Origin of the sequence: Sanguibacter keddieii DSM 10542 (genome assembly GCF_000024925.1) — a bacterium.
Taxonomy (GTDB): Bacteria; Actinomycetota; Actinomycetes; order Actinomycetales; family Cellulomonadaceae; genus Sanguibacter; species Sanguibacter keddieii.
In genome coordinates, this window is record NC_013521.1 from 2258421 (window position 1) to 2274221 (window position 15801).

At 70.0% G+C, this 15801-nt stretch carries 16 protein-coding genes, 1 tRNA gene and 1 pseudogene; 11 read left to right on the forward strand and 7 right to left on the reverse strand.

What is annotated here, in order from left to right:
- Positions 1–24: 24 nt before the first annotated feature.
- Positions 25–678, reverse strand: coding sequence for an ANTAR domain-containing response regulator (locus SKED_RS09925; RefSeq protein WP_042439004.1), 654 nt, complete (start codon positions 676–678; stop codon positions 25–27).
- A 218-nt stretch (positions 679–896) separates the two neighbouring features.
- Between SKED_RS09925 and SKED_RS09930 the strand changes: the two genes are divergently transcribed.
- A tRNA-Leu gene (locus SKED_RS09930) sits at positions 897–973 on the forward strand.
- A gap of 429 nt (positions 974–1402) precedes the next feature.
- Here the strand turns inward: SKED_RS09930 and SKED_RS20960 are convergent.
- Entirely contained in the window at positions 1403–1897 is a 495-nt protein-coding gene (locus SKED_RS20960; RefSeq protein WP_245534548.1) for an MmyB family transcriptional regulator, read from the reverse strand.
- An 87-nt stretch (positions 1898–1984) separates the two neighbouring features.
- Positions 1985–2236, reverse strand: a pseudogene (locus SKED_RS20965) (helix-turn-helix domain-containing protein); the annotation flags it as partial.
- Positions 2237–2403: 167 nt separating this feature from the next.
- Here SKED_RS20965 and SKED_RS09940 point away from each other — a divergent pair.
- The 3 genes from SKED_RS09940 (at position 2404) to SKED_RS09950 (ending at position 4876) form a co-directional block, all read left to right on the forward strand.
- Entirely contained in the window at positions 2404–3351 is a 948-nt protein-coding gene (locus SKED_RS09940; protein ID WP_012867020.1) for an NADP-dependent oxidoreductase, read from the forward strand.
- 51 nt (positions 3352–3402) lie between these two features.
- Complete coding sequence (locus SKED_RS19000) at positions 3403–3741, forward strand: MoaF-related domain-containing protein (protein ID WP_052293883.1); 339 nt, start codon at positions 3403–3405, stop codon at positions 3739–3741.
- 112 nt (positions 3742–3853) lie between these two features.
- The gene (locus tag SKED_RS09950; protein WP_012867021.1) at positions 3854–4876 is read left to right on the forward strand and encodes a zinc-binding dehydrogenase; all 1023 of its coding nucleotides are present in this window, start codon (positions 3854–3856) and stop codon (positions 4874–4876) included.
- A gap of 71 nt (positions 4877–4947) precedes the next feature.
- Here SKED_RS09950 and SKED_RS09955 read toward each other — a convergent pair whose 3' ends face one another.
- Positions 4948–5841 (reverse strand): helix-turn-helix transcriptional regulator, encoded by an 894-nt coding sequence (locus SKED_RS09955; RefSeq protein WP_012867022.1) that lies wholly within the window; start codon positions 5839–5841, stop codon positions 4948–4950.
- 158 nt (positions 5842–5999) lie between these two features.
- On the opposite strand from SKED_RS09955, the gene SKED_RS09960 reads away from it, so the two are divergent.
- From SKED_RS09960 to SKED_RS09970, 3 genes are read left to right on the forward strand one after another with little or no spacing between them, the layout of a single operon-like run.
- Entirely contained in the window at positions 6000–7193 is a 1194-nt protein-coding gene (locus SKED_RS09960; protein WP_012867023.1) for an MFS transporter, read from the forward strand.
- A gap of 40 nt (positions 7194–7233) precedes the next feature.
- Positions 7234–7899: an SDR family NAD(P)-dependent oxidoreductase gene (locus tag SKED_RS09965; protein WP_012867024.1), complete on the forward strand. Its 666-nt coding sequence runs from the start codon at positions 7234–7236 to the stop codon at positions 7897–7899.
- 24 nt (positions 7900–7923) lie between these two features.
- A complete protein-coding gene (locus SKED_RS09970) occupies positions 7924–8478 on the forward strand; it encodes a cyclophilin-like fold protein (RefSeq protein WP_012867025.1) in 555 nt (184 codons plus the stop codon).
- 481 nt (positions 8479–8959) lie between these two features.
- Here SKED_RS09970 and SKED_RS09975 read toward each other — a convergent pair whose 3' ends face one another.
- Positions 8960–9886, reverse strand: coding sequence for a LysR family transcriptional regulator (locus tag SKED_RS09975; RefSeq protein WP_012867026.1), 927 nt, complete (start codon positions 9884–9886; stop codon positions 8960–8962).
- Positions 9887–10014: 128 nt separating this feature from the next.
- On the opposite strand from SKED_RS09975, the gene SKED_RS09980 reads away from it, so the two are divergent.
- Positions 10015–11247: an MFS transporter gene (locus SKED_RS09980; protein ID WP_012867027.1), complete on the forward strand. Its 1233-nt coding sequence runs from the start codon at positions 10015–10017 to the stop codon at positions 11245–11247.
- Between the two features lie 31 nt (positions 11248–11278).
- Here the strand turns inward: SKED_RS09980 and SKED_RS09985 are convergent, their stop codons facing one another.
- Positions 11279–12151, reverse strand: a complete 873-nt coding sequence (locus SKED_RS09985) for a LysR family transcriptional regulator (RefSeq protein ID WP_012867028.1) — start codon at positions 12149–12151, stop codon at positions 11279–11281.
- A 69-nt stretch (positions 12152–12220) separates the two neighbouring features.
- Here SKED_RS09985 and SKED_RS09990 point away from each other — a divergent pair, with 69 nt between their 5' ends.
- The 3 genes from SKED_RS09990 to SKED_RS10000 all read left to right on the forward strand — a co-directional run bounded on the left by SKED_RS09990 (position 12221) and on the right by SKED_RS10000 (position 15108).
- On the forward strand, positions 12221–12754 hold the full coding sequence (locus SKED_RS09990) for a GNAT family N-acetyltransferase (protein WP_042439009.1): 534 nt from the start codon (positions 12221–12223) through the stop codon (positions 12752–12754).
- A 168-nt stretch (positions 12755–12922) separates the two neighbouring features.
- Entirely contained in the window at positions 12923–14575 is a 1653-nt protein-coding gene (locus SKED_RS09995; protein ID WP_012867030.1) for a SulP family inorganic anion transporter, read from the forward strand.
- A 119-nt stretch (positions 14576–14694) separates the two neighbouring features.
- Positions 14695–15108, forward strand: coding sequence for a hypothetical protein (locus SKED_RS10000; RefSeq protein ID WP_217167860.1), 414 nt, complete (start codon positions 14695–14697; stop codon positions 15106–15108).
- A 9-nt stretch (positions 15109–15117) separates the two neighbouring features.
- On the opposite strand, the gene SKED_RS10005 is transcribed toward SKED_RS10000, so the two are convergent.
- Complete coding sequence (locus SKED_RS10005; RefSeq protein ID WP_012867032.1) at positions 15118–15786, reverse strand: TetR-like C-terminal domain-containing protein; 669 nt, start codon at positions 15784–15786, stop codon at positions 15118–15120.
- Positions 15787–15801: the final 15 nt, after the last annotated feature.

The window sequence follows — 15801 nt, forward strand, 5'->3', positions numbered from 1 at the left end:
AACAGCGGGGCGGACAGGCTCAGGTCAGTTGTCGCCGACCTGGTCGATGACGGCGTCGGCGACCTCACGCATGGTGAGGCGACGGTCCATCGACGTCTTCTGGATCCAGCGGAAGGACTCCGGCTCGCTCAGGCCCATCTTCGACATGAGCAGGCCCTTGGCGCGGTCGACGCGCTTGCGGGTCTCGAAGCGCTCGGCGAGGTCGGCGACCTCGGCCTCGAGGGCGCTGATCTGCGAGTAGCGCGAGATGGCGATCTCGACGGCCGGCAGCAGGTCCGCGGGGCTGAAGGGCTTGACGACGTACGCCATCGCACCGGCGTCGCGGGCACGCTCGACCAGCTCGGTCTGCGAGAACGCGGTGAGCAGCACGACGGGCGCGACGTGCGCCTTGCCGATGCGCTCGGCCGCCGAGATGCCGTCGAGCTCGGGCATCTTGACGTCCATCACGACGACGTCGGGCTTGAGCTCGAGGGCGAGCCTGACGGCGGTCTCGCCGTCGCCTGCCTCGCCGACGACGTCGAAGCCGGCCTCACGGAGCGTCTCGACGACGTCCATGCGGATGAGGGCCTCGTCCTCGGCGACGACGGCACGGCGCACCTTGCGCGCCGGAGGTGCTGCGGGCTCCTCCTCAGGCGTCTCGACCGGCTCCAGGAGAGGCGGGAGGTCCAGAGGGAGCATGCTCTTCTTCTCTTCGTTGTCCGTCACGAACGCAATGGTAGTCCGACGGAGCCCCAGGATGCGCACCTTCTGAGCGTCGGATACAGCACACTGACCAGACGGTCGGGATCAGGCCCTCCAGGCCGAGGAGCAGGGAGGAGGCCGTGGCGCTCCCCCACGGATACGCACCGGAAGGCGCGACTGTGGTTTCATAGTCGGGCGCTGCCCAGAAGCACCAGGCCCCGGTAGCCCAACCGGCAGAGGCGTTCGGCTCAAACCCGATCCAGTGTGGGTTCGAATCCCACCCGGGGCACCATGCTTTCGTAGGTCGGAGGCACTTTCGACAGACCTCGACCTGCGGTTCAGAGGCCCTGACGAGGCCTCGGTCGACGTCGTGCCCGGGCAGCACGCGGCGGCGAGCAAGAACACGGCGGTGAGAAGCATCAGGCCCGGGATGAGACGCTCTCGGCTGACGATCTTCGCGCGACGCTAGCCATCGTGGCCGAGACCATCCCGGTAGTGACGGGCGAGGACGCCGCACCTGAGGTCGAGCGTCGTCGGTCGACCGTCGTAGAGGCTGCACGCCGACGTGCGATGCCTCAGAGCGGCGCACGTCTTGATCGTCTAGAAGCTCGTCCTCAGAGGTGTGCCGTGGGAGATCCAGAGCTGCTCACCCTCTCGAGCATCCCTGGCACAGCCCTCCCCCGCTAGTACGTCCAGACTCTTCCCCACCAAATCTGCTCGATCAGTCTTCAGAGATCTCCGCCAGCCGCTCGAGCCGAAGGTGGGAGGCGGAGCCGCGCTCGGCTGTCCAGATGATCATCGTGTGCCCGGCGCCGTCGGTGAGAGCGCCCCAGTCGAGCGTGAGCTCACCTACCACCGGGTGCCACAAGATCTTGGTCCCTGACCCTCGGACGGCGACCTCGTGGCTGCTCCACAGATCGTGGAAGTCAGGGTCGATCTCCGAGAGGTCCCTGACGATCTCGTGCAGCTTCTCGTCCTCCGGGTTGGCGGCGCTGTCCATGCGCAGCTGTGCGATGGCGAGGTCTACGACGCTGAGCCAGTCGGCGTAGAGCTCGCGCATCGCGGGGTCTGTGAACAGCAGGCGGATGAAGTACCGCTCGTGCTCGGGGATCGCAGCGAAGTCGGTGATGAGCGCTGCACCCAGTGCGTTCCATCCGACGATCTCGGTCCGAGGACCCATCACGAACGCCGGTGTCGCGACCAGGTCGTCGAGCATCCGCTGGACTGGGGCATCGAGCGTCCTGTGGACGGGGGGAACGGTGCCGGTCACCGGTTTGCCAGTCAGTCCGGTCAGGTAGGCGCGCTGGTCTGAGGTCAGCTGGAGCACTCGAGCCAGGTCGTTGAGCACGGGAGCAGAGGCTGGCAGCCTGCCCTGCTCCAGGCGGGTGTAGTACTCCGTGCTGATCGACGTCGCCTGAGCTACCTCTTCGCGACGGAGCCCTGGGACGCGTCTGATCTGACCAGAGATCGGGAGACCGAGATCTGCAGGGGTGAGCTCAGCCCTGCGTGCTCGGAGGAAGTCTCCCAGTTCTCGCCATCGTGTCTCTCCAGCCATCTGGCGATTTTCTCACGGCACACCATCGCGCCCAGGTGATCGCGGTCGCGAACACTCCTGGGGGGTAGTTTTCCCTCCCCTGCAACGTCTCTCGGGGAGGTGACATCGTGGGATCACGGCGCCGGAGAGGCACCCCCACCCGGCGGTTCGGACGAAGGAGAACATGCATGAGAGTCATCGGTCTGAGCGAGTACGGCGCACCAGAGGTGCTCCGTACCCTCGACATCCCCGAGCCCCACGCCGGTCCAGGACAGGTGCGCATCCGCGTGCACGCCGCGGCCGTCAACCCCGTCGACGCGATCATCCGTTCAGGTGGGTTCGCCGGCAAGGACGAGCCGATCACCGACCCGGTCGTCCCCGGCATGGACGTCGCGGGCACGATCGACGAGGTCGGCCCCGAGCAGCCCGGTGACTTCGACCTCACGGTCGGCGACCCCGCGATCGGGTTCGTCGTGCCTGAGGGCAGCCACGGAGGCTACAGCGAGCTCATCGTCCTGTCGTCCCTGTCGGTGACGCGCAAGCCCAGCACCGCGGACTACCCGGCGGCAGCCTCGTTCCTGTCCAACGCACTGACGGCCGAGATCACGCTCGAGCACCTCGACCTCACCCCCGGCGATGTCCTCGCGGTGACCGGCGCGACCGGCGCCGTCGGCGGGTACCTCGTCGAGCTCGCGGCTTCACGGGGGCTGGTCGTCATCGCCTCGGCCTCGGCCGACGACACGCCTCTGGTGCTGGGCTTCGGTGCGACGCACGTCGTGGACCCTTCTGCTGACTTCGTCGACGAGGTCCGCGCTCTCACCGGAGGACGCGGCGCCGACGCTCTCGCCGACGCCGCGATCCTCACCGACCAGGTCACCGGCGCCGTGCGCGACGGCGGTCAGATCGCCTTCTACCTGCCCACAGCTGTCGCCCCGGGACGCGGCATCTCCGTCTTCGGCTCGTACGTCATGCGCTCCAACCTGCGCCACGACGCGATCGACAAGCTCGCCCGCGACGTCGAGCAGGGGCACCTCACCACCCGGGTCGCCGGCACGCTCCCCGCAGCCGACGCCGCGACCGCCCACACGCTCCTCGAGCAGCGCGGCCGCCGAGGCCGCCTCGTCCTCGAGTTCTGAACCCCCACCGCCTCCGCACCCCTGCGCACACCACGAAGAGAGAAGAACCCCATGGAGATCAACGCACCCCTCCCCAGCGTCGGACAGACCTGGCTCGCTGACCTCGGCCCCGACACTCCGCTGGGTCACTTCACCGTCGAGATCACCTTCGACACCGAGACCCAGGTGACCTTCACCGTCACCGGCGGAGCCATCAAGGGCCGTGTCGAGACGATGGAGTACACCACCACGAAGGTCCGCGACGGACTGCACATCGTCCGCTGGACCGAGCCGGACTCCGGTGACCACGTCACCCACATCGAGGACTACACCAACGGTGCATGCATGGCTTCCTCCGTCATCGGCGGAGAGTTCGTCCAGCTGCACGGCACCTGGACCCGGGTCAGCTGACACGCAACCCGTGAGCCAGAGGCACCCTGAAGGTGTTCCTGGCTCACCTCGTCCCACTCCTCACACAGGGCACCCCACAGCGCGCACCGCGAGCACAACCAGAAGGAAGACCATGAAGGCAGCACTGATGTTCGGCGCGGGAGACGTCCGCGTCGCCGAAGTTCCCGACCCCGTCATCCGGAACTCCACCGACGCCCTGATCCGCGTCACCTACGCGTGCGTGTGCGGCTCCGACCTGCACCCGTACCACGGCCTCGAAGACACCCCCGAGGGCCAGAGCATGGGACACGAGTCCATCGGAGTCGTGGAAGAGATCGGGGCGGACGTCCGTACGCTCGCCGTCGGCGACACCGTGATCGTGCCTTTCGCGTGGTCTGACGGCACGTGCGCGTTCTGCCAGGAGGGCATCAACACCTCCTGCGTCCACGGTGGCTTCTTCAGCGGGGCCCAGGCCGAGAAGATGATCGTGCCCTACGCCGACGGGACGGCAGTGGTCGTCCCCGCCGGGACCGACGAGTCGCTGATGCCGAGCCTGCTCACCCTCTCCGACGTCTACCTGACCGGCTACCACGCAGCCGTCCGCGGAGGCGTCACCACCGGCACGACCGTCACCGTGATCGGCGACGGGGCTGTGGGCCTCTCGGCCGTCCTGGCCGCCAAGCAGCTGGGCGCAGAGACCATCATCCTCATGGGTCGCCACACCGCTCGCACCGACCTCGGCCGCGAGTTCGGTGCGACGCACGTCGTCGCCGAGCGCGGCGACAAGGGCGTGGCGAAGGTCATGGAGATCACCGGTGGGCTCGGCACCCACGCCGTGCTCGAAGCAGTCGGGCACATGCCCGCCTACGATCAGGCCTACCGCATCGTGCGCCCGGGCGGCACGATCAGCCGGGTCGGGCTCCCCCAGTACGAAGACGCCCCCGTGGGCTTCGGCTCGCTGTTCGGGAAGAACGCGACCCTGACCGGCGGTCCCGCCCCTGTCCGGGCCTACCTCGAGCAGATCCTGCCTCAGCTGCTCGACGGGACGATCAACCCCGGCCGTGTCTTCGACCGGGAGCTTCCTCTCGCGGAGATCACCGAGGCCTACCGGCTGATGGACTCGCGTGAGGCGATCAAGGTGCTCATCCGCCCCTGACCCCACGCCCCCGGCGCAGGGCCCAGCTCCGGGTGGGGCCCTGCGCCAGGGATCACGTCGGCAGCTGAGCCCTAGGAATGCTCGGCGTGGTGAGTGGAGGAGCTCTCCTCCGACTCGTTCGTGGCGGCCCAGCTGGCCAAGAGCCGCAGGCCGTCTGCCGTGGGCGACCCGCCGGGTGCGGAGTAGATGGTGAGGTTGAGGCCGAGGTCCGCGGCCAGGTCGAAGGCCTCGTAGGTCAGGTCGAGGTCACCGACTACCGCATGGTGGAACGGCTTCACTCCTGCAGCGTGCAGGCGCACGTTGTGACGAGCCCACCGCTCACGGAAGTCTGCGCTGCAGGTGGAGAGCTCGCCGACGAGGTCTTGGAGGTCACGGTCATGGGGGTCACGTCCTGCTTCCAGGCGCATGATCGCCACGGCGACGTCGGCGGCAGCGCCCCAGTCGGGGTAGAAGCGCTCGGACCGCTCCCGGTCGAGAAACGTGAACCTGGAGAAGTTCGCCGGCCGACGCGGGTCCAGGTAGACGTCGGAGTACAGCGCGCGTCCGAGGGCGTTGGCGGCCAGCAGGTCCATGCGGCCGTTGCGCACGATCGCCGGACCGTCGGTGATCGCATCGAGGGTCTGCTGGAGCCCGGCCCGGATCTCGGACGTGCGCGGGTCAGCGCGTGCACGCCGGGTGGGTGAGGTGGACAGGGCTCGAGCGAGGTCAAACAAGTGCGAGGTCTCCGCGTCGTCGAGCTGAAGGGCGCGAGCCACGGAGCGAAGCACCGAATCGGAGACTCCGCTGAGGTTGCCGCGCTCGAGCTTGGAGTAGTACTCGATGCTGATGTTCGCCAGCTCGGCGACCTCCCCGCGGCGCAACCCCGCAACTCGTCTGTTGGGGCCGGCGGTCAGTCCCACCTGCTCAGGCCGCACCCGTGATCGACGAGAGACGAGGAAGTCGCGGGCCTCGTTCGAGCTGCTCATGCCGGTCACGCTACTCGGCGCCGACCCGCCGGACGACGTACTGCTGGTACACCCTCCAGCAGAGCATTCCTAGGTGCTCCCCGATCAGGTGTGCTGTCCCGTGAACAGCTTCGCCGTCATGCACCCTGCACGCTCAACACCTCGAACGGAACACCCTCGTGAGCCCCAGCACCACGGTGAGCACCACCCCACCAGCTACTCGTCTGCCGATCGCGGCCCTGTCGGTCTTCGCGCTGCTCGGGTTCGTACTCATCTCGACCGAGACCATGCCAGCGGGGATCTTGCCCCAGATCGCCGGCGGCATGGACACCTCCGTCGGGCTCGCCGGACAACTCGTGAGCGCCTACGCCCTGGGCACCGTGCTCATCACCATCCCGGCGATCACCCTCACCCGCAGCCGGCGCCGCAAGCCCTTGTTCCTGGCCGGGACCGTCCTCTTCGTGGTCGCCAACACGATCACAGCGATCTCCTCCGACATCGCCCTCTCGCTCGTCTCCCGCTTCATCGCCGGCGGGCTCTCGGGGATGCTGTGGGGAATGTTCGCCGGCTACGCCGTGCGGATCACCCCGCCGAGCCTGACAGGACGAGCACTCTCGATCGTCGCCACCGGCGCTCCCGTGGGTATCGCCTTCGGCACCCCGCTGGGGACATGGCTGGGCACCACCTTCGACTGGCGCTGGTCCTTCGGTGGCCTGACGATCATCACCCTGGCCGTCCTGGCCCTCGCAGCACTCTTGCTGCCAGACGCCCCCGGTCAGGGTGCTATGGGCCGCCTGCCGCTGACACGGGTCCTCAAGATCCCAGGGGTCGCCGCGATCCTCATGGTGATCTTCGCCTGGATGCTGGGCAACAGCACCACATACACCTACATCACCCCCTACCTCGAAGCCGCCCGGTCCGGGGTGAGCATCGAGCTCCTGCTCGTCGTCTTCGGCATCGCCTCCATCGGAGGCATCGCCATGACCGCGACCTTCATCGACAAGGCACCCCGCGCCCTGGTCGTCCTCAGCCTCATCGCCTTCGCCAGCGGCGGGCTCATCCTGTGCGTCGGGCACCGGTGGCCGGTCGCGATCTACGCCGGTGCCGTCTTGTGGGGCATGGGCTTCGGCGGTGCCTCACCGCAGATGCAGCGCCCGCTGACCGCCGTCAGCGGCGAGAACGCCGACGTCGCGAACTCCTTCCTGCCCGTGGCGTTCAACCTCGCGATCTTCGGCGCCGGCGTCCTGGGCGCCCTGCTGCTCACCAACGCCGATGGACTGATCCTCCCGCTGACGATGACCGCCTCAGGCGTGGCTGCCCTGATCGTCGTCGTAGCCTTCCGCAGCTCGATCTACCCAGCTCGACGTCGTTGACCTTCCCGACCCACAGCACGACCACTGAAAGGTGACGCCCATGAACACCATCGCCATCATCGGAGCCGGTCCCGGCCTAGGTGCCGCGGCAGCCCGCCGGTTCGGGCACGAGGGCTACGCCGTCGCTCTGATCTCTCGCAGCCAAGAGCGCGCCGAGGCTCTCGCCGCCGAGCTCACCTCCGAAGGCATCACCGCTGCTGGGTTCGCCGCCGACGTACGTAGACCCACCGCGCTGACCTCAGCGCTCGAGCGCGCAGCCCACCAGCTCGGCGCCGTCGAGGTGCTCCAGTACAGCCCCGTCCCGCACGAGGACTTCATGCACCCTGTCTTGGAGACGACTGTCGAAGATCTGCGCGGGGCACTGGAGTTCTCGGTCCTGGGCCCTCTCGCCGCAGTCACCCAGGTGCTGCCGGGCATGCGTACCGCGGGGACCGGGACGATCCTGTTCGTCAACGGTGGGACGGCTGTGCGCCCGAAGCCCGGTTTCGCCGGTACCTCCATCGCCTTCGCCGGAGAGAGCGCCTACGCCCAGATGCTCCACTCGGTCCTTGCTGACGCCAGCATCCACGTCAGCCAGCTGATCATCCCTGGGGCGATTGCCCCTGCATCGCAGCACTCATCCCCTACCGCCATCGCGCAGCTCCTCTGGACGATGCACACCGAGCGCACCACTTTCCGGCACTTCACCCGAGACATCGACGCCTGAGCCCGGTCGCAGGAGACGAACCTGATGCGCACACCACTGATCCTCAGCGCCACGCTCACGGCCCTGCTCGTCCTGGCTGGGTGCGGCGACGCCGACGCCCCCGACGCGCCGTCGGGCGCTGCCGCGCCGAGCACGTCACCAGTGCCGTCGACGCAGCCCTCACCGTCGGCCCCAGAGCCCGCACCGGCGCCGACGGCCGCGCCTGATGAGGGGGTGGTGGGGGCCGTGGTCCGGTTCTCCTCGGGCCAGACGTCGATCGACGTCACCATCGGCGAAGACAACCCCACGGTCCGCGACCTGCTGTCGATCTTGCCGGTGACCACGACGGTCGAGGAGTTCGCCGGCCGCGAGAAGATCGCCTACCTCGACCGCCAGCTCGACACCTCAGGGTCCCCAGGGTCAGACCCCGAAGACGGAGACCTCATCTACTTCACGCCCTGGGGGAACCTCGGTCTCTACTACGACGCCTCCGGGATCGGGTACTCCGACCAGACAGTCCACATCGGGACCTACGACGCCTCAGAAGAAGAGCTGTCGGCCCTGGAAGGTGGAGACGTCACCATCAGCGTCGTGCCATGAAGACGCTCAGTCCCCCCGCGACAACGTCGACCACCACGCTCTTCACCGACCTGAGAACAGAAGAGGAGACCCCAGCACATGAACGCCTCCCCACTCACCCTCATCACAGGTGCGCTGACACTCGTCGTGCTAACCCCCTGCAGCTCCCCCACCGACACACCCCCGTCGTCGACCTCACCGGCAGCGACCCAAAGGCCCTCCACATCGGCGCCGACACCGACGGACGACGACGCTCCCAGCACCCCGGACGGCGAGCTGTGGTTCGCCACCAGCAACACAGACGGCCGCGGCGAACCACACCCCGACGATGACCGCATCATCAGCCTCGGCCTCAACGGCAGCTGACGCCTCTTTTCGCAGTCGCCACCTGACGGAGCCGCCGTGCGGCCCTAGACCCCACGTCGTCAGAGCCGGTGAACTGAGCTCGGCACCGATCGAATCCCACCCGGGGCAGATCATCTCGACACCGCGCGCACCGTGATCACGTCACCGGGCCCCGCTCGGCGTCACCGGGCAGCACACACGCACCGATGGTGCGGGCGAGCCGGCGCAGCTGGGCGGTCTCCCGGTCAGCGCGCCACACGAGGGCCAGCGCGGAGCTCGGCATCCCGACGATCGGCACGGACGCCACGTCGGGGCGTCGGTGGGACTCCGCCGTCGCGGCGCACAGGATCATCCCCACCTGCGCCGAGGCCACCTGGGAGAGCCCTTCTTGGATGGTCTCAGCGCCTCCGCGCACCGAGAGCCTGCGTCCGTCAGGGGTGGCCGGAGGGGCGTGCACGTCCAGCCAGTACCGGGGCGCGGGCCCGGTGACGGGGACCGTGGTGATCTCTGCGAGGCGCTCGGCCGAGACCTCCCCCAGCGCCGCGAACGGGTGTTCCGCCGGGACGACGAGCACCGGCGGCTGCTCGGAGAAGACCACCCCGGTGACGAGCCCGGGCTCGTCGACGGGGAGCAGCACGATCGCCGCGTCGAGCCGGCCGGCGAGCACCTCGGTGAACGGGTCGCCCAGCGGCAGCTCTCGGGTGGTCACCACGTGCTGGGGGCAGTCTCGGGTGAACTGGTTCAGTGCTGCTGCCAGCGCGGGGTAGACCGCCCCCTGGAAACCCACCCGCAGCGGCACGGGTGTGCTGCGGGCGCGCACCCTGGCGTCGTCGAGGATCGACACGAGAGCGTGGTGAGCGGGGCCCAGCGAGGCGGCGAGCTCCGCGCCGAAGGCGGTGAGCTCGACCCGTCGGCTGGTGCGTGCGACGAGGGAGGCGCCGATGCGTCGCTCGAAGGCGCTGACGAGCTGGCTGACACGGCTCTGGGAGATGAACAGGCGCTCTCCGGTCCGTCCGAAGTGGAGCTCCTCGGCGAGGACCAAGAAGCACTCGATCTCCTGAGCTGGAAGCTCTGCCAACGCCACTCCTGCCTCTGCCCCGACCTCTGCCCCGGCCTCCGTCGCGTCCGTCGTGCGCGATCGATGAGGTGGGCTCATCAGTGTATGAGTGATCGCCCCTAGATGCGGCGCCTGCGCTGGGGTCTGCTGGACCCATGCAGACCGGACGACCATCACAGCCCTGCCCCCTTGCCGGCTCCTCGGAGGATCCGCCGCCCGGCGCAGAGGACCGTTGGGCTGCCGTCGGGCTCGTCGCTGTCGCGACCTTCGTCGTCGTGGCCGCCGAGATGATGCCCGTCGGGCTCCTCACGCCCATGGGCTCCACCTTGCAGGTCAGCGAGGGCACCGTGGGCCTCTCGCTGACCATCACCGGACTGGTGGCAGCAGCCACCGCCCCGCTGGTGCCCGCGGTGGCCGGGCGGACCGACCGGAAGAAGGTGCTCGTCGCCCTCATGGCGCTCGTGGCCCTGTCCAACGCGGTCACCGCCCTCGCACCGACCTTCGCGGTCCTGGCCGGCGCCCGTGTCCTGCTGGGGGTGAGCATGGGCGGGGTCTGGGCACTCGCGGCGAGCCTGGCGCCGGTACTGGTGAGCCCACTCGCGGTGGCGTCGGCGACGACGCTCATCTTCAGCGGGATCGCCGTCGCGTCGGTGCTTGGGGTACCGCTCGGGACTTTCATCGGTGGCGTAGCAGGCTGGCGGGCGTCGTTCTGGGCCCTGGCTGCGGCGGGCGCACTGGTCGCTGCTTCGATGGTCGTGGCGCTCCCCTCGATACCCCCGGGAGAGCAGTCGGCGTCGGCTGGTGTCCGGGCCGTCCTGCGCTCCCCGGGCGTCCGGACCGGGCTCACGATCACCGCGCTGCTCGTCGCGGCCCACTTCTCCGCCTACACCTATGTCCGTCCCGCGCTCGAGGTCCTCGCCGGGGTGGACACCTCGCTCGTCGCCACGATGCTGCTGGTCTACGGGGGGCTGGGGGTGGTGGGCACCTTCGTCGTGGGGCGGGCCGCGGTGAGAGCCCCCCAGACTGTGGTCTTGGTCCTCAGCTCCGGGATCGCGATCACGCTGCTCACCGTCGGGACGGTGGTGTCGTCACCGCTGGTCGCCGGCGCGCTCGTCGCGGTCTGGGGGCTGCTCTACGGCGGCGTGTCCGTGAGCACCCAGTCCTGGGTCGCACGGTCTGCCGCCGACCGAGAGAGGGTCTCCGCGCTCTGGGTCGCCGTCTTCAACGCGAGCATCGCCGTGGGCGCTCTCGGCGGTGGCCAGGTCTATGACAGCGCCGGCCCGGCGAGGCTCTTCTGGGTGGCGGCCGGGTTGGCTGCCGTCGCGCTCCTCGTCGCCGTCGTGGGGTCGCGGTCGCCGAGGCATACGAGGGCGAGACCCGTGCGATGAGCCCCCGTCACCACGCGTCCAGCAGACCGGCTCAGACGGCGTCCATGAATCGCCTCAGCACCGGTCTCGTGTCGTCGGCGCGAGACGCCCAGGCGAGGGTGCTGGGCTCGTGGTCTCCCTCGAGCTCGAGCGTGACGACCTCGTCCGGGGCGCCGAGCAGCGCGCTCACCGGGGCGACGGTCACCCCGATCCCTGCGGCGACGAGGTGCAGCAGCGTGGTCCAGCTCGACGCCTCCTGCACCACCTCGGGGACGACGCCGCCCGCGACGACCGGGGCGAGGTTGCGTGCGGTCGCGAGAGCGCCGGCGCCGGGCGGGAAGAACACGAAGGGATCGCCGGCGAGCTCGGGGCCGCGGACGCTGGACCTGCCGGCGAGCCGGTGCCCAGACGGGACCGCGGCGACGTACCGCTCGGAGTGGAAGGGCGTGAGCCGTACGCCGTCCATCGGGTCGGGGTCCCGGACGATCGCGAGGTCGAGGTCCCCCCGGAGGAGGCGCTCGAGGAGGTGGGCCGTCCAACCCTCGGTGAGGTGCACCTGCACGAGCGGGTGCTCGTCGCGGAACTGCTGGACGAGCCGGACGGGGCCGAGCGGCAGCGCCGAGCTGACGAAGCCGACGTCGAGCCGCCCTTGCTCGCCCCGGGCGACCCGGACCACCTCTTCGGCGTCCTTCTCGCCTTGGGCCAGCAGGGCCCGGGCGCGGTCGCGCAGTACCCGGCCCGCTGGCGTGAGGGCCACGCTGCGCGACGTCCTGACGAACAGCTCGACGCCGAGGTCGCGCTCGAGCCTGCGGATCTGCTGGGACAGGGCTGGTTGGGCGACCCGCATCGTCTCGGCGGCACGTCCGAAGTGCAGGACGTCCGCGACAGCGAGGAAGGAGCGTAGGGCGCGCGGCTCAAGATCCATGCATGGATCTTATCGATCCTCCGGATCTAGTCTTGGACGTGCACTCATGTGGCGGCGCAGACTGACGTCATGACCTTGACCACTGTCACCATCGCACCGATGGACGGCGCCGCCGATGCGCGCGCCTTCTACGACCTCAACGCCCGGTGGATCACCCAGCACTTCGCCCTCGAGGACTCCGACCTCGCCGTGATGACCGACCCCGAGACCGCGGTCGTCGCCGCCGGGGGTGCCGTGCTCGTCGCCCGTGAGGGCGAGCGGTGCATCGGGTGCGTCGCGCTGCTCCCCCACGCCCCCGGCGTCGCCGAGCTCGCGAAGATGACCGTCGACCCCGACCACCGCGGTGCGGGGGTCGGCCGGGCACTCATCACGGCCGCGATCGACCGCGCCCGCTCCATGGGCTTCGACAGGCTCGTCCTGGAGAGCAACACGGCGCTGGTCGCCGCGGTGCGGCTCTACGAGTCCGTCGGGTTCCGGCACGTCCCCGTCGACGAGCGCCAGCCGTCGCCGTACGCACGTGCCGACGTGTTCATGGACCTGGACCTGACCCGCCTGCCCGTGGGGCACCGTCCCGGCCCGTCGGTGGAGCTGCACAGCCACTGAGGAGTCACTCGAGCACACACGCCGTCCGGGCTCTCATCCTCTGCGGGTGATGCCACGGTCGGGCTGCTGCCGAAGACTGACGGAGCGGCCGGACGGTCTCCGACCTCGCCCCGTCCCTCCTGGTGACGGCACCGACGACCGCGCCGTCATCAGGAGGGACGACACCGGATGCCACGACCTCTCGCGGGCCTCACCCGCCAGAACGCCGCGCGAGAGTCGGTCGCCGGTGTCACGCTCCTCGCGATCGCCGTGCCGCTCAACATCGGGTACGCGCAGATCGCCGGGCTGCCGCCGACGGCCGGTCTGTACGCCCTGGTCGTGCCGGCAGTCGTGTACGCGCTGCTCGTGAGCTCGCGGCAGCTCGTCGCGTCTCCGGACGCCGCGGCGGCGGCGCTGGTGGCGTCGTCGATCGGCGGGTTGGCCGTCGCGGGGAGCGAGGACTACCTGACGATGGCCTTCGCGCAGGCCGTGCTCTGCGGGGTGCTGTTCGCCCTCGCGTCCGTGCTGCGGCTCGGGTTCCTCGCAGCCTTCCTGTCGAAGCCCATCCTGGTCGGCTTCGTGGGCGGGCTCGCGCTGGACATCCTGGTCAGCCAGGTCGCCAAGATGCTCGGGGTGCCGATCGACTCGGGCGGTGAGTTCGTCTCCAAGGTGGTCGACCTCGTCACGGGGCTGCCGACGCTCGACGGGTGGTCGGTTCTCATCGCCGCGGTGGCGGTGGTCGTGCTCGTGGGCGGCCGGCGGGTCGCCAGCGCGGTGCCGTGGGCGCTCGTCGTGCTCGTGGTGGCCACGGTCGTGGTCGTGGCCACGGGCCTGGAGCAGCGGGGCGTCGCGGTGCTCGGCCCGGTCGAGGCCGGACCACCGCGCCTCGTCTGGCCGGCGCTGTCGTGGGGCGAGTGGCTCGCGCTCGTGCCCTCCGCGATCGCGCTGACGATGGTCACCGTCGCCGAGGGGCTGCTGGTCGCCCGCAGCTACGGCGAGAAGCGTGGGTACACCACCAGCCCGGACCGAGACCTGCTGGCCTTCGGCGCGGCGAACGCCGCCTCGGGCCTGACCGGAGGCTTCTCGGTCGGGTCGTCGACCTCGCGGACGGCCGCGATGGACCAGGCGGGGTCGCGCACCCAGCTGCCCGCCCTCGTCGCCGCGGTCGGCACGCTCCTGCTGCTGCTGTTCGGGACTGCGCTGCTCGAGCACATCCCGTCGCCCGCGATCGGCGCGGTCGTGGGAGTCGCCGTCCTGCCGCTGCTGGGGGTGCGTGAGCTCCGGGGCATGTGGGGGCAGGACCGGTTCGAGCTGGCCGTCGGCGCCGTGTGCTTCCTCTCGACGCTGCTGGTCGGGGCGATCCCCGGCATCCTCATCGCCTTCGTGCTCTCGCTGGTCAACCTCGCCCGGCGCGCCGCGGCGCCGGCGATCGACGTGCTGGCCGCCGACGGCGAGGCAGGGTCGTCGCTGCTCGACCCCGCACCGGTCGGCACAGCGACCGCTCCCGGGGTGGTCGTGGTCCGGATGGCCGCTCCCCTGTTCTTCGCCAACGGCGTCGTGTTCTCGGACGCCGTGCGGCGGGCGGTGACGGACACCCCCGACGTGCGGCACGTGGTGGTCGACCTGGAGGCCGTGACCGACGTCGACCTCACCGGCGCCGAGGCCTTCGCCTCGGTGCGGTCGTGGCTCGCCACGCAGTCGGTCACCCTGTCCTACAGCCGGCCCCGCCGTGAGATCGTCGCCCGGATGCGCGCGCTCGACCTCGTGGACGACGAGACCATCTACCCGACCAACCGTGCGGCGCTCGCCGCTCTCAGCGGCGAGCGGCCTGCCTCCGGGTGAGACGCCCGCTCCTGCTCGGAGCGCTACCCTGGTCAGCACCGTCGAGGGGAGCAGGGGCGATGCGCACGGACGTCGGAGAAGGCAGGCTCGTGTCGGGTGTCGAGACCGGCGGGAGACCGATGACGCTGGTCGAGGACACGACCGCGACGGACGGCGGGGCGTCCCCTGCGGGGAGTCACCGCACCTGGTGCACGGATGCCGGCGCCGAGATCACCACCATCACCTGCGCGGCGCGCTCAGACGCAGACGCGGACCTGGCCGAGCGGGTGTCTGACGCTCTGGTCGGCGCGATCCTGGAGCGCTCCTTGTTCTCCACGACGGACCGCGAAGCCGTCGCCGCCACACTCAGGGACGCCCGGGAGTCACCCCTGCGCCTCGACGAGGAGAACGGTCTGGTCGTCGACGGGCGAACTGCGCGGACGCTCGTCGCCTCGCACGACGGGGTGACGGTGCGCGGCGCTGTTCTCGGCACGACCGTCGTGGTCGCCGTCGGCGAGCACGGTCCGCTGGCTCTCACGCTCACGAACAGCTAGACGGGACACTCACCCCTCGGTACCACCAGCAGGCCCTCCGGCCACGTGGTGCTGCCGCCAGGTGTCGGTGCCGATGCCCTGCAGCACGCTGAGGACGGTGCGCTCGGCGAGGCCGGCGTCGATGGGCTGGTGGGTGAAGAAGGCGCGGTAGTACAGCGGCGCGGCGAGGAGGTCGAGGGTGAGCTCCATGTCGATCGCGGCGTCGACCTCACCGCGGGCGACCGCGTGCTCGAGGACGGTCCGCGTGGTCTGGCGACGGGCCTCGAAGTAGTCCCGCAGGAACCGCTCCTTGAGCTCGGGGTCTCCGGCGAGGTCCGAGACGAGCCCGGGCAGCGCGCTCGTCACGGCAGAGCCCGCGAAGGTGTCGGCGAGGTTCGAGATGCCGACGACGAGGTCGCAGTGCACGCACCCGGTGTCCGGTGTCGGAGTGGTGCCCAGCACGGAGATGAGGGTGTGGACGACGACCCCCGGCAGCGTCTTCCACCGGCGCCGCAGCGCCGGCTTGCTGGTGCCTGCGGCCGACGCGACGGCCTCCAGGGTCAGCGCGCTGTACGGCATGCGTCCGAGCAGCTCGAGCACCGCCTCCGTCGCGCGGGCGTCGATCGAGGCGTCTCTCGGTCGACCCTGCGGCGGCTGGCGTGGCGACGAGATCGGGGCGGCGGGAGCCGGTTGCGTCATGGCCTGAGCCTAGCC

Excerpts from the sequence above, each read along its gene's own strand:
- SKED_RS09925 (WP_042439004.1), bottom strand. The coding sequence starts at position 678 with ATGCTCCCTCTGGACCTCCCGCCTCTCCTGGAGCCGGTCGAGACGCCT.
- SKED_RS20960 (WP_245534548.1), bottom strand. The coding sequence starts at position 1,897 with ATGCTCGACGACCTGGTCGCGACACCGGCGTTCGTGATGGGTCCTCGG.
- SKED_RS09940 (WP_012867020.1), top strand. The coding sequence starts at position 2,404 with ATGAGAGTCATCGGTCTGAGCGAGTACGGCGCACCAGAGGTGCTCCGT.
- SKED_RS19000 (WP_052293883.1), top strand. The coding sequence starts at position 3,403 with ATGGAGATCAACGCACCCCTCCCCAGCGTCGGACAGACCTGGCTCGCT.
- SKED_RS09950 (WP_012867021.1), top strand. The coding sequence starts at position 3,854 with ATGAAGGCAGCACTGATGTTCGGCGCGGGAGACGTCCGCGTCGCCGAA.
- SKED_RS09955 (WP_012867022.1), bottom strand. The coding sequence starts at position 5,841 with ATGAGCAGCTCGAACGAGGCCCGCGACTTCCTCGTCTCTCGTCGATCA.
- SKED_RS09965 (WP_012867024.1), top strand. The coding sequence starts at position 7,234 with ATGAACACCATCGCCATCATCGGAGCCGGTCCCGGCCTAGGTGCCGCG.
- SKED_RS09970 (WP_012867025.1), top strand. The coding sequence starts at position 7,924 with ATGCGCACACCACTGATCCTCAGCGCCACGCTCACGGCCCTGCTCGTC.
- SKED_RS09980 (WP_012867027.1), top strand. The coding sequence starts at position 10,015 with ATGCAGACCGGACGACCATCACAGCCCTGCCCCCTTGCCGGCTCCTCG.
- SKED_RS09985 (WP_012867028.1), bottom strand. The coding sequence starts at position 12,151 with ATGGATCTTGAGCCGCGCGCCCTACGCTCCTTCCTCGCTGTCGCGGAC.
- SKED_RS09990 (WP_042439009.1), top strand. The coding sequence starts at position 12,221 with ATGACCTTGACCACTGTCACCATCGCACCGATGGACGGCGCCGCCGAT.
- SKED_RS09995 (WP_012867030.1), top strand. The coding sequence starts at position 12,923 with ATGCCACGACCTCTCGCGGGCCTCACCCGCCAGAACGCCGCGCGAGAG.
- SKED_RS10000 (WP_217167860.1), top strand. The coding sequence starts at position 14,695 with ATGACGCTGGTCGAGGACACGACCGCGACGGACGGCGGGGCGTCCCCT.
- SKED_RS10005 (WP_012867032.1), bottom strand. The coding sequence starts at position 15,786 with ATGACGCAACCGGCTCCCGCCGCCCCGATCTCGTCGCCACGCCAGCCG.